Source organism: Microbacterium sp. P2_F9 (genome assembly GCF_056403635.1).
The window spans coordinates 1-13,109 of sequence record NZ_JBFUFC010000102.1; the positions used below are offsets into that span (position 1 = coordinate 1).

Sequence of the window (13,109 nt, forward strand, 5' to 3'; positions counted from 1 at the left end):
GACAACCTCCCCGCGGCTTGGGAGGGCTTCACCACCGGCCCTTGGCAGGACGCCATCGACGTCCGCGACTTCATCCAGCGCAACTACACGCCGTATGCCGGCGATGCCTCCTTCCTCGTCGGCCCCACCGACCGCACCACCCGGGTGTGGGACACGATCGCGGCGATGTTCCCCGAGGAGCGCGCGAAGGGCATCTACGACGTCGACCCGCACACCCCGGCCGGCATCACCGCCCACGCCCCCGGCTACATCTCCGCGGACGACTCCCTCGTCGTCGGCCTGCAGACGGATGCGCCGCTCAAGCGCGCCATCATGCCCAACGGCGGCTGGCGCATGGTCGAGGGCGCCCTCGAGACGTACGGGTACGAGGTCGACCAGACCCTCAAGGCCGTCTTCACCTTCCAGCGCAAGACCCACAACCAGGGCGTCTTCGACGTCTACCCGCCCGCCGTCCGCGCCGCCCGCAGCTCGCACATCATCACCGGCCTGCCCGACGCTTACGGCCGCGGCCGCATCATCGGCGACTACCGCCGCGTCGCGCTCTACGGCGTCGACGCCCTGATCCAGGCGAAGAAGCTCGACAAGCTCCAGCTCGACACCGCCCCGTTCGGCGAAGAGGTCGTCCGGATGCGCGAGGAGCACGCCGAGCAGATCCGCGCCCTCGCCGAGCTCAAGGAGATGGCCGCAAGCTACGGCGTCGACATCTCGGGCCCGGCCACGACGGCTCGCGAGGCCGTGCAGTGGCTGTACTTCGCGTACCTCGGCGCGGTGAAGGAGCAGAACGGCGCGGCGATGTCGCTCGGCCGCACCTCCACCTTCCTCGACGTGTACATCGACCGCGACCTCGAAGCCGGTGCGATCACCGAGCAGCAGGCCCAGGAGCTCATCGACGACTTCGTCATCAAGCTGCGCATCGTGCGGTTCCTGCGCACCCCCGAGTACGACGAACTCTTCTCCGGCGACCCCACCTGGGTCACCGAGACGATCGGCGGCGTCGGCGAAGACGGCCGCGCACTCGTCACGAAGAACTCGTTCCGCTACCTCCAGACGCTCTACAACCTGGGTCCGGCTCCCGAGCCGAACATGACGGTCTTCTGGAGCGCGGCACTGCCCAAGGGGTTCAAGGACTTCTGCGCCCGCGTGACGATCGACACCTCGGCCGTGCAGTACGAGTCCGACGACCTCATCCGGGCCGCGTGGGGTGACGACGCCGCGATCGCCTGCTGCGTCTCGCCCATGCAGGTCGGCAAGCAGATGCAGTTCTTCGGCGCACGCGTCAACCTCGCCAAGACGATGCTCTATGCGATCAATGGCGGACGCGACGAGGTCTCGGGCAAGCAGGTTGCCCCGGCATCCGCTCCCGTCGGCGACGGCGTCCTCGACTACGACGACGTCATGGCGCGCTTCGACGGTCTCATGGACTGGCTCGCCAAGACGTACGTCGAGGCCCTCAACTGCATTCACTGGTCGCACGACAAGTACGCGTACGAGCGCCTCGAGATGGCCCTCCACGACAAGGACGTGCTGCGCACGATGGCCTGCGGCATCGCGGGGCTCTCGGTCGCCGCCGACTCGCTGTCGGCGATCAAGTACGCGACGGTCACCCCGGTGCACGACGAGCGCGGCCTCGTCGTCGATTACGTCATCGACGGAGAGTTCCCGACCTTCGGCAACGACGACGACCGCGTCGACACCATCGCCGTCGACCTCGTCGAGCGCTTCATGACGAAGGTCCGCACGCACCCGATGTACCGCGACGCCGTCGCCACCCAGTCGGTGCTGACGATCACCTCGAACGTGGTCTACGGCAAGGCGACCGGCAACACGCCGGATGGCCGCCGCGCGGGTGAGCCGTTCGCCCCGGGCGCGAACCCGATGAACGGACGCGACACGCACGGGATGCTGGCATCCGCTCTCTCGGTCGCCAAGCTCCCGTACGACCAGGCGCAGGACGGCATCTCGCTGACCAACACCGTGGTTCCGGCCGGCCTCGGCCGCACGCTCGACGAGCAGGTCGCGAACCTCGCCGGTCTTCTCGACGCCTACGTGGGCTCCAACGGGTACCACATGAACGTGAACGTCCTCAACCGGGAGACGCTCGAGGATGCCATGGAGCACCCCGAGAACTACCCGCAGCTGACGATCCGCGTGTCGGGCTACGCCGTCAACTTCGTCCGCCTCACGCGCGAGCAGCAGCTCGACGTGCTGTCGCGCACCTTCCACGGCTCGGTCTGATCGACATGCCCGCGCTCCTGATTCCCACGCCGCTGCCGGCCGACGCGATCCGCATGGACGCGCCGGCACGGCCGGGCGGCGTGCGCGCAGGAGCCGGGCTCGGCGGCCTCTCGGTCGCCGACGTGGACCGGGCCCAGCGTCTCGCAGCGATGCGCGCGGGCGTTCTGGGCTCGGTCCACTCCTGGGAGCTCGTGACCGCGGTCGACGGTCCAGGCACCCGGATGACGGTCTTCCTCAGCGGCTGCCCGCTGCGCTGCCTGTACTGCCACAACCCCGACACGCTCGCGATGAAGGACGGCAAGCCGATCGAGGCCGACGAGATCCTAGCCCGCGTGCGCCGCTACCTGCCCGTCTTCACCGCGACCGGCGGCGGGCTCACCCTCTCCGGCGGCGAGGTGCTCATGCAGCCCGCCTTCGCCGCACGACTCCTCCGCGGCGCCAAGGAGATGGGCGTGCACACCACGCTCGACACCTCCGGGTACCTCGGCGCGCACGCGACCGACGCGATGCTCGATGACACCGACCTCGTGCTGCTCGACGTGAAGGCCGGCGACTCCGAGGCCTACCGGCGCGTCACGGGCCGTGAGCTCGAGCCGACCCTCGAGTTCGGCCGACGCCTGGCCCAGCACGGCGTCGGCGCGAAGGGACCTGAGGTCTGGATCCGCTACGTGCTCGTGCCAGGGCTCACCGACGACGTCGAGGGCGTCGCGAAGGTGGCCGAGTACGCGGCATCCCTCAACGAGATCCGACCAGGCACGGTCACCCGCGTCGAGGTGCTCCCGTTCCACCAGATGGGGCGGTCGAAGTGGGAGGCCATCGGCCGCACCTACGAACTCGACGACACCGAGCCGCCGACCCCTGAGGTCGTCGAGCGCGTGCGCGACCAGTTCCGTGCGCAGGGCCTCACGACCTACTGACGTCAGCGAGCGGATGCCGCGATCGCGCGGTCTGCAGCGGTCCGCGCCCACCGCTCGGCGTCGGCCAGCGATTCGCGCGTCAGCGCACCGGGGGCCTCGTGGTTCTCGACCACCCGCTCGATGATCTCGACGATCCCGGTGAACGACAGCCGTCCCTCGTGGAAGGCATCGACCGCCTGCTCATTGGCGGCGTTGAAGACTGCCGGATAGGTGCGGCCGGCGTGTCCGACGAGCTTCGCGAGCCGCACTGCGGGGAACGCCTTCGCATCGAGGGGCTCGAAGGTCCAGGATGTCGCGACCGTCCAATCGAGCGGGCGCCCGACACCGGCGACCCGCTGCGGCCAGTCCAACCCGAGCGAGATCGGGAGCCGCATATCGGGCGGTGACGCCTGCGCGATGGTCGATCCGTCGACGAACTCCACCATGGAGTGCACGATCGACTGCGGATGCACTACGACGTCGATGCGGTCGTACGGCACCCCGAACAGGAGGTGCGCCTCGATGACCTCAAGACCCTTGTTGACCAGGGTCGCGGAGTTCGTCGTCACGACGCGGCCCATGTCCCACGTCGGGTGGTTGAGCGCCTCCGCGGGTGTCACGCTTTCCAGCGACTCTCGGCTGCGACCACGGAACGGGCCCCMGGATGCCGTGAGCACGAGTCGCCGCACCTCGTCGCGCGCGCCGCTGCGCAGCGCCTGAGCGATTGCGGAGTGCTCGGAGTCGACCGGCACGATCTGACCCGGGCGCGCGATGGCGGTGACGAGGTCGCCGCCGACGATCAGCGACTCCTTGTTCGCGAGCGCGAGCGTGCGGCCCATCTCCAGCGCGGCCAGGGTCGGCCCCAGCCCGACCGAGCCGGTGATGCCGTTGAGCACGACATCCGCTTCGACGTCGCGCACCAGCTGCTCGGCCTCGACGGCGCCGAGCGCGGTGTCCTCGACATCGAATTCCTCGGCCTGAGCGCTGAGCTTCTGCCGATCGGATCCGGCTGCCAGCCCGACGACTTCGAACCGCCGCGGGTTGGCGCGGATGACCTCGAGCGCCTGCGTGCCGATCGAACCGGTGGAACCGAGGACGAGCACGCGACGCATCGCGCCAGCCTAGCCGCGCCCACTGATCCCCGCCATCGACGGGCCTCGCTGCGATGGATCGGTCGGGCCATCACCTGGCCCGACCGACCGCAGGACTACTGCGTCGCGGGGTGGGCGACCGCGAGGATGTCGACGACGAACACGAGCGTCTGGCCCGCGAGTTCGCTGGTGTTGGTGTCGCTCTTCTCGCCGTATGCGGCCGAAGGCGGCAGCACCGCGATCACCTGGGAGCCGACGGTCTCACCGGTGACGGCGTCCGAGAACCCCGGGACGACGCCACTGCCGACCGTGAAGCTGAAGGGCTGCTTGCCCCACGACTCGTCGAAGACCTTGCCGGTGTCCCACGAGACGCCGTGATACTGCACGAGCACCTGGTCGCCCACGGCGACGGTGGCGCCGTCGCCCTTCTTGAGGGTCGCCTTGCTGAACTCGGTGGGGATGTCGCCGTCCGGAAGGGTCACCGTGGGGGCGCCATCGTCGGCCAGCTCGACCGTGGGCATCCCGTCGACGGGATCCTGCGGGTCGCCCCAGGCTGCGGTTTCAGCCGTGCCGAGCACGTCGATGACGTACACCTGGGCGGTGGTGTTGTTCGCCGTGTCGGCCGGGAAGACGGTGACGAGGCGCGAGCCGGTGGTCGCGCACCCGATCGCCTGACCGAGGCCGCTCGCCGCAGAGACCTGCACCGGAAGGAGATCGTCGTTGTAGCCCTGGGCGCCGAGCTTCTCGCCGGTGGTGCCGTCGAAGGCGGAGAGCGCGAACTGCACGAGATCGCCGGCCTGGACGGGGTCGCCGGTGCCCTCGACGATCGTCGTCGTCTGGAGCTCGGTGACTTCGAGCGGTGCGGTGAAGGTCGCCGTCGACTCGGTGCCGGCCTCGCCGTCGACGGTGACCGCCTCGGACGCCGCCCCCGAGGGCGCGACCGCGGCGCAGAGATCCGCGTCTCCGGTGGGCGATGGCGAGGGGCTGGCCTCGTTCGCCGTCGACGTGCAGCCGGCGAGCAGAAGGGCCGACAGTGCGGCTGCGGACAGGATGGCAAGCGAGCGGGTGCGCACAGAGAACCTCATCGATGAAAGAAGGGGAACCACCATCCTCCCCCATGATTCCTTTGGCTGCGCTGAGAACCGGTCATGCCGCGACCGGCATGGGCCGCGCAATAGAATCCAAGGATGACTTCTGACGAGCATGACGACGCCGTCGCGCCCGCCGAGGAGTCGAACGCGACCCGCATGGGTGCCACCTATGCACTCGGGCGCTTCATCATCGCCCCGCTCGGACGCTTCATCTATCGGCCCCAGGTCGAAGGCAAAGACAACGTCCCCAAGTCGGGACCCGTCATCTTCGCGAGCAACCATCTGTCGTTCATCGACTCGATCGCGATTCCGGTCGCGTCGCCGCGGCCCGTGCACTTCCTCGCCAAGGCCAGTTACTTCAACGGCACCGGCTTCAAGGGCTGGCTCTCGCGGGAGTTCTTCACCGCGATCGGCGCCGTCCCAGTGAACCGCGGCGCCGGCCAGGCCGCCCTCGACGCCCTCGACCAGCAGAAGCAGATCCTCGACGACGGCAGCGTCGTCGCCCTCTATCCGGAGGGCACCCGCTCCCTCGACGGTCGCCTCTACAAGGGGCGCACGGGCGTGGCGTTCCTCGCCCTCGAGACGGGCGCACCCGTTGTGCCGGTGGGCCTCATCGGCACCGACAAGGTCATGCCGGTGGGCGCCACGATGCCCTCGACGAAGCACCGCATCACCGTTCGATTCGGCGAGCCGCTCGACCTCGCGCACCACGGTCCGGCCACCTCAGGCCGTGCCCGGCGTGCCGCGACCGACGACATCATGAGTGCGATCCACGGACTGACCGGCCAGGACCTCGCGAACGCGTACAACGAGGTTCCCGCACACACCCCGATCGAGAAGATCAAGCAGGCACTGCCCCACGAGCGCCGGTAACGCGCCCCTAGGCCGTCTCCCCCGGACGCCTCAGCGCGCCGCCGCGACCTCGACGGACGGCTCGTGCCGCACCGGGAAGTTGACCGAGTTCGCGATGAAGCACCACTCGTTGGCCTTCGCATGCGCGGCGGTCGCGGCATCCGTCATCGATGCGTCAGCCACCGTCACGTGCGGACGCAGGACCACCTCGGTGAAGCGCCCGCCGCCGCGCCCATCTTCGACCATGAGACCGGATGCCTCGTCCCGGTAGTCGACGACCACCACGCCGGCCTGAACGCAGGCGTGCAGGTACGACAGAAGGTGACACTCGCTCAGCGCCGCGAGGAGAAGATCCTCGGGATTCCAGCGGCTCGGATCACCGCGGAACGGCTTGTCGCTGGAGGCCGCGATGGCAGGCTTGCCGTCGATCTCGATCGTCACGGACCGGTCATAGTCGCGGTAGCCGGAGGTTCCCGAACCCCGATTGCCGGTCCAGGTCGAACGGACGACGTAGCGATGCTCCCCCCACATGACCCCCAGTCTTCCACGCCTGTCGTCGGTGCCGCCCGGCGCTAGGCTGGCGTCGTGCCGCAGACCTTCGCCACGTCCGACGCCGTCGAGCTCGCCGTCGTCGAGCGAAGCGGTTTCATCGAGTCCCGCCACAGCGGCTCAGCGCTCGTCCTCGGACCCGACGGCGTGGTCATCGAGCAGCTCGGCGACCCGGCGGCGCCGGTGCTCCCCCGCTCCAGCCTCAAGCCGTTGCAGGCGCTCGCCTGCCTGACCGCGGGCGCGGTGCTCGAGGGAGAGCAGCTGGGGCTCGCCACCGGCAGCCATTCCGGCACCGACCGGCATGTGTCGGTGGTGCGCGACATGCTCGACGCCGCTCGCCTCGGCGAGGAGGCGCTCGCCTGTCCGGCGGCCTGGCCCGGGGATCAGGCCACCCGCGACGAATTCGTACGCGAGCACCTCTCCCCTTCGCGCATCCGGATGAACTGCTCCGGCAAGCACGCCGCGATGCTGCTGGCCTGCATCGCGAACGGCTGGGATCCGGCGGGCTACCTCGAGCCCGAGCATCCGCTGCAGGTGCACATCCGCGACGTCGTCGAGCGCCTCACCGGCGAGAAGGCCGCGGCCGCCGCGGTGGACGGATGCGGCGCCCCGGTCTACGCGATGAGCCTCACCGGTCTCACCAAGGCGATCCACCGCATCGGCACCGCTTCGTCCACTTCGCCGTTCGCGCTGCACCGGCAGGCCGGCGCGCTGGTGCGCGCCGTGCGGGAGCATCCCTGGACGATCGACGGTCCGGGGCGCCCGGACACGATCGCGATCGAACGCCTGGGCGTCTTCGCCAAGGGCGGGGCCGAAGGCGTCATGGTGATGGTCGCGCCGAACGGCACGACGGTTGCGCTGAAGATGCTCGACGGCAGCGGCCGCGCGGCGACGATCGTCGCGCTGCGCCTGCTCGAACGTGCCGGCGCGCTTGCCGCGTCAGATGTCGCGGATGCCGCGGCCAAGCTTGCGCTGACCGTCACCGGCGGCGGCCGCGATGTCGGGGCGATCCGCCCCGCGTTCTGAGACGGCTCTCATGAGGAGCGGAAAGGAGCCACGATGAGGATCTCCGTCCCCACCGAGGTCAAGAACAACGAGTACCGGGTCGCGCTGACTCCCGCCGGGGTCCACGACCTCACCGCACAGGGTCATGAGGTCATCGTCCAGCGCGGGGCCGGCACCGGATCGTCGATGCCGGATGCCGAGTACGAGGCGGCCGGAGCGACGCTGCTCGACGACCCGGCCGAGGTGTGGGCCCGGGCCGAGCTGCTGCTCAAGGTGAAGGAGCCGATCTCGTCGGAGTACGGATTCTTCCGTGACGACCTGGTGCTGTTCACCTACCTCCACCTCGCCGCGGATCGACCGCTCACCGATCGGCTCCTCGCCGATCGGGTGGCGGCTATCGCCTACGAGACGGTGCAGCTGCCTGGCGGCGGACTGCCCCTGCTCGCGCCGATGAGCGAGGTGGCCGGCCGGCTGGCGCCCACGGTCGGCGCCGCCACGCTGATGCGCTCGGCGGGCGGTCTGGGCCTCCTCATGTCCGGGGTGCCAGGCACCCGATCCGCCCGGGTGACGGTCATCGGCGGTGGCGTCGMCGGCGCCAACGCGGCAGTGATCGCGGTGGGTCTCGGCGCCGACGTCACCGTGTTCGACACCAACGTGCAGCGACTGCGGTATCTCGACGACCACTTCCAGGGGCGCGTGAAGACCGCGGCATCCAATCCTCTCGACCTCGACCGTGCGGTCATCGACTCCGATCTCGTGATCGGATCGGTGCTCATCCCGGGCGCCAAGGCGCCGAAGCTCGTCACGAACGACATGGTGCGCCGCATGCGGCCGGGTTCGGTGCTGGTCGACATCGCTGTGGACCAGGGCGGCTGCTTCGAGGACACCCACCCGACGACGCACGACGACCCCACCTTCCCGGTGCACGGGTCGGTCTTCTACTGTGTCGCGAACATGCCCGGCGCCGTGCCGAACACCTCGACCTCGGCGCTCACGAACGCGACGCTGCCGTACATCCGCCAGATCGTGCGGCGCGGCTGGAAGGATGCGCTCCGCGCCGACCCGGCGCTCGCGGCCGGCCTCAACACGGTGTCGGGCTCGGTTGCGAACTCCGGCGTCGCCACTGCGCACGACCTCGCGCTCGTCCCCCTCGCCGACGCCCTGGGCTGAGGGTCAGGCCAGGCCGCCGTCGATAGAGCGGGAGAAGTCCGCCCCGTCTTCGGGGACGAGCACCGCGGTTTCGCGGTTGAGGCTCTCACCGCGGAAGAACTGCTTCGCCCTCGGGAACAGGAACCACAGCAGCATCAGGAGCACGCCGAAGGCCAAGGAGCCGATTCCCAGTAGGAATGTGCTGCCGACGGCGCCGATTCCGCCGCTGTAGCCGTAGTCGGGATCGTACATGTCGATCGCCGACTGCACGAAGGCGTACGTGAGCATCAGCGAGCCGAGCAGCGGGAACAGGAATCGGTAGAAGAAGTTCCTCGTGGAGTCGAAGAGCTCGCGACGGAAGTACCAGACGCAGGCGAACCCGGTGATGGCGTAATAGAAGGCGATCGCGAGGCCGAGCGACAGGATCGAGTCCTGGAGGATGTTGTCGCTGATGAGCGTCATGCCGACGTAGTAGACGATCGCGACGGCTCCCATCACGAGGGTCGAGAACGACGGGGTCCGGTACCGCGGATGCACCGTGGCGAACCGCCTGGGGAGGGCCTTGTACGCGGCCATGGCCAGCGTCCCGCGCGCGGTCGGAAGGATCGTGGTCTGGGTCGACGAGATGGCCGAGATCATCACCGCGACCACGAGCACCCAGCCGAGCGGTCCGAGCAGCCCGTCCTTGATCGCGAGGAAGAAGTCGTCGGCGTTGGCCTCGTTGCCGAGCCCTGTGCCTTCGCTTCCGAGCCCGGCGTACATCATGGCTGCGACGGTCACTCCGACGTACGTGATCAGGAGGATGACGGTCGTGAGCAGCGCCGCGCGTCCCGGGATGCGCTTGGGATCCTTCGTCTCCTCGTTCAGCGCGAGACACGTGTCCCAGCCCCAGTAGATGAACAGCGCGAGGAGCACGGCCTCGATGAATGCGCTCCAGTCGGTGAACGCGAACGGGTTGAACCACTCCCACGAGAAGGGTGTCGCGTCCGGTGCGGTACCGGCGAAGAAGTGCCAGAGTGCGGCGACGACGAAGATCACGAGGGCGAGATACTGGATGCCGAGCAGCACGTTCTGGATGCGCTCGCCGATCTCCACCCCGCGCCAGCTCACCCACGTCATCGCCGCGATGAAGACCACTCCGGTCGCTGTCACGAGCGGGACGTTGTCCGCCAGCAGCGCGTCCTCGGATGTTCGCACCAGGCCGTCGATGAGCGCCCAGAAGTAGATTCCGGCGATCTGCGCGAGATTCGCGAGCACCACCATCCCCGCGACGGCCACGCCCCAGCCGCCCATCCACCCCACCCAGGGGCCGAACGCCTTCGTCCCCCACGTGAACGTGGTGCCGCAGTCGGGGACGGCGTTGTTCAGCTCGCGGTACGCGAAGGCGATGAACAGCATCGGGATGAACGCGATGACGAAGGCGATCGGCGCTTGTGCGCCGACGGCGAGCACGACGAACCCGAGGCTCGCGACGAGCGAGTAGACCGGGGCCGTCGAGGCGAGGCCGATGACGGTGGAACCCCACAGCCCCAGGGTTCCGGCGGCCAGGCCCTTCCCGTCGGGGCGGTTGAGGTTGATCGGTGTGGTGGTCACAACCCTGACGCTAGGACCGCCGATGGGGCTGGTCAAGCGTGGCGCCCCGACCGTCGCCGTCACGTGATCCTCCGGACGCCGGCAGCACCACGCGTCGGGGCGACGCGCCGCCGGTGAGCAGCCAGGCTCGCGGCCGTCCGGGGACGCAGAACGGCGGCAGCGCCCGGTCGGCAGCCAGCGCCCGGAACTCGGCCGCACACGCAGCGTCGATCACGAGATCGCACTCGCCGCGCACCGTCGCCAGCAGCTGCCAATGGCGCTGCCAGTCATCGGGCTCGCCGACGATGACGACCCCAGTTGGGCGCGGGAACTCTGCGGCCGCGGTGTCGACGGACTGGATCTGAATCCCCGCGGCCTCCCACGCTTCGAGTGCGGCGCGCGAGACCGCCGACCGACGCGCGACGAATCCGGTCACCGAGGCGGTCGGCATCCACGGCGCTCCGACGCGGACTTCCGTGGGCGCGACGGCGAGCGCCGACAGCTCGGAGGTCGAGGCGACCTGCACGGCGCGGCCATCGAACCGCGCCCGTCCAGGAGGCTGATCGACCGCGTGGTGCGATGCGTCTCCGCCGAACGCGAGGTGCTCGGCGCGCGACGTCGCGGCCAGCAGAATCCGCCGCGGCAGGAGCTCCGCCGCCCGCCCGATCGCGCCCGTCAGGCGCTGCATCGACACCGCCACGAAGATCCCCTGGTCTCCCGCGCAGCGGATCAGCTGTTCGACCCGCTCGATGACCTCCAGGCCGTAGTCGTGCGGATAGCGCGGAATCAGCGCGTCGAGGTCGTCGAGGGCGATCACCGTGCCGGGCCGCGGGGGCGCCTCGTCCATCCTCGCGAGGACGTCCCATGCCGCCTCCGGGTCGGAGGGAACGGTGATAACGCCGGCGGCCTGCGATGCGAGAGTGCGCAGCACCGTCGAGCGCCCGGAGCCCGCTCGGCCCAGCACCAGGACCCCGCGGTCTGCGATCCGCAGCGCGACCGGAACCTGACGCTGCCGGTCGGGCTCGTCGGCGAGCCCGAGTGTGAGCACGCCCGGCTCGCCCACGCCCGGCACCAGGTCATCGAGGGCCACCCGCTCCGGCAGATCCGGCAGCCACGGGCGTCGCGGACGCGGTCCGGATGGCGCGGCGCAGATCCGCTCCACATCGGCCGGCGCCGAGAGGGCCACGCGCATCCGGCGCGGCACGGCGTCGCTGCCGCGCCGCACGAAGGCGATCCCGGCCCCCTCTGCCCCGCCGGGCAGCCGCGCCGCCTCGTCGGACCCGATGACGGCTCGACTGTCCGAGGCATCCGTCACCCGCAGGCTGACGCGCAGCGGGCAGTTCGCCAGCAGGGCGTCTCGGACCACCCCCGCCACCCGCTGGGTGCCGAGGATCAGATGCATGCCCAGCGCGCGGCCGCGGGCGGCGACATCCGTGAACACCGCGTGCAGCTCGGGGTGATCGCCGAGCAGCGCCGCGAACTCGTCGACCACGATCACGAGTCGCGGCAGGGCGACCCGGGAGTCCAGGACGTCGCGGGCGCCGACGCGCGAGAGCTCCGCCTCCCGCCAGCGCACCTCGGCCCGCAGACTCTCGATGGCCCGGCGCGACCCGGCGCCGTCGAGATCGGTGATGACGCCCGTCACATGGGGCAGCGCCGCCAGAGCATCGAACGCGGTCCCGCCCTTGAAGTCCGCCAGCAGGAAGCTCACCTCATTCGTCGAGTAGGTCGAGCAGAGCGAGAGCACCCAGGTGACCAGGAGCTCGCTCTTGCCTGAGCCGGTCACGCCAGCCACGACGGCGTGCGGGCCGTCGGCCACCAGATCGAGAGCGACCGATCCTTCCGCGCCGACACCCACCACGGCGCTGAGTCCCGCAGGCTCGAGGCGTGGCGCCGACTCCCGGCCCGCCGCCAGCAGCTCGCCGAGCACGATCGGTCCCGCCACGCCAGTCGCGGCGCCCGGGAGGGATCGTGCCCGCTCGACGAGCTGCGCCGCGATCTGCTCCGCCTGCACGGCCGAGATCGCCTCGACGCGCAGCTCTCGGTGCCCGCCACCGCAGTCCAGCAAGGCGCGCGAGAGGGACGAGACGGTGAGCACCGCACCGCACCCGGTCGGCAGCGGCGAGGTCGGATCGGCGCGGATGATCGCGATCTCCGCCTCCGGCGGCACCGCCTGTCCTGGTGCGACCAGCCCGAGGGGCGTCCCCTCGGCCGAGCGCCGATGCGGAAGGCGATCGACCCAGCCGTCCTCCTCGCTCAGCGGCCCGACGATCCGCAGCTCGCCGGGCGGCGCAGCGAGGAGCAGCTGCGCGATGAGCGCCCGCTTGACGGCGGTGGCGCGCACGGGATCGCCCAGCACGGCGATGCCCGTGGCGGCAGGGATCACGACGGGCGCCATCGGCAGCGTCGCTGCGGYGCGCCGCAGCCCGACGGCACGCGGCTCGTCCGCGCCCCCGCCGACCTGGACTCCGCTCGGCGCATCGCCTGCACCGACCACCAGCGCGCCCGAACGGCCGGGCACGAAGCGCCAGATCTCCGCATCGCGCGCGAGGAAGCCCGCGACGTCCGGCGTGCGCGCCCACCGCCGTTGCCGTTCGGCGTCGTGGCGATCGGCGAGCGCCGCCTCCACCCGGTCGCACGCCGCCTCCCACTCCCGCCCTGTGCGGCGT

10 protein-coding genes are annotated in these 13,109 nt (G+C 70.3%); 5 read left to right on the top strand and 5 right to left on the bottom strand.

Annotation, left to right across the window (positions count from 1 at the left end; all coding sequences use genetic code 11):
* Window positions 1–2,235 (top strand): formate C-acetyltransferase (pflB, locus tag AC1DVT_RS11875; protein WP_477389142.1); only part of this gene is annotated, 2,235 nt, incomplete at its 5' end.
* A 53-nt stretch (window positions 2,236–2,288) separates the two neighbouring features.
* A complete protein-coding gene (gene pflA, locus AC1DVT_RS11880; protein ID WP_477389154.1) occupies window positions 2,289–3,152 on the top strand; it encodes a pyruvate formate-lyase-activating protein in 864 nt (287 codons plus the stop codon).
* Window positions 3,153–3,154: 2 nt separating this feature from the next.
* Here pflA and dxr read toward each other — a convergent pair whose 3' ends face one another.
* A complete protein-coding gene (dxr, locus tag AC1DVT_RS11885) occupies window positions 3,155–4,243 on the bottom strand; it encodes a 1-deoxy-D-xylulose-5-phosphate reductoisomerase (protein ID WP_477389144.1) in 1,089 nt (362 codons plus the stop codon).
* Window positions 4,244–4,338: 95 nt separating this feature from the next.
* Window positions 4,339–5,307 carry an FKBP-type peptidyl-prolyl cis-trans isomerase gene (locus AC1DVT_RS11890; RefSeq protein WP_457100585.1) on the bottom strand — a complete coding sequence of 323 codons (969 nt, stop codon included), beginning with the start codon at window positions 5,305–5,307 and terminating at the stop codon, window positions 4,339–4,341.
* A gap of 102 nt (window positions 5,308–5,409) precedes the next feature.
* Between AC1DVT_RS11890 and AC1DVT_RS11895 the strand changes: the two genes are divergently transcribed.
* Window positions 5,410–6,186 (top strand): lysophospholipid acyltransferase family protein, encoded by a 777-nt coding sequence (locus AC1DVT_RS11895; protein WP_457100586.1) that lies wholly within the window; start codon window positions 5,410–5,412, stop codon window positions 6,184–6,186.
* 30 nt (window positions 6,187–6,216) lie between these two features.
* Here the strand turns inward: AC1DVT_RS11895 and AC1DVT_RS11900 are convergent, their stop codons facing one another.
* Entirely contained in the window at window positions 6,217–6,696 is a 480-nt protein-coding gene (locus AC1DVT_RS11900) for an OsmC family protein (RefSeq protein ID WP_457100587.1), read from the bottom strand.
* Window positions 6,697–6,750: 54 nt separating this feature from the next.
* Here AC1DVT_RS11900 and AC1DVT_RS11905 point away from each other — a divergent pair, with 54 nt between their 5' ends.
* Entirely contained in the window at window positions 6,751–7,740 is a 990-nt protein-coding gene (locus AC1DVT_RS11905; RefSeq protein ID WP_477389146.1) for an asparaginase, read from the top strand.
* A 33-nt stretch (window positions 7,741–7,773) separates the two neighbouring features.
* On the top strand, window positions 7,774–8,889 hold the full coding sequence (ald, locus tag AC1DVT_RS11910) for an alanine dehydrogenase (RefSeq protein ID WP_477389148.1): 1,116 nt from the start codon (window positions 7,774–7,776) through the stop codon (window positions 8,887–8,889).
* A 3-nt stretch (window positions 8,890–8,892) separates the two neighbouring features.
* On the opposite strand, the gene AC1DVT_RS11915 is transcribed toward ald, so the two are convergent.
* Window positions 8,893–10,461, bottom strand: coding sequence for an APC family permease (locus AC1DVT_RS11915; protein ID WP_477389150.1), 1,569 nt, complete (start codon window positions 10,459–10,461; stop codon window positions 8,893–8,895).
* A 10-nt stretch (window positions 10,462–10,471) separates the two neighbouring features.
* Window positions 10,472–13,109, bottom strand: a 2,638-nt coding sequence (locus AC1DVT_RS11920) for an FtsK/SpoIIIE domain-containing protein (RefSeq protein WP_477389152.1), incomplete at its 5' end; no start/stop codon positions are given.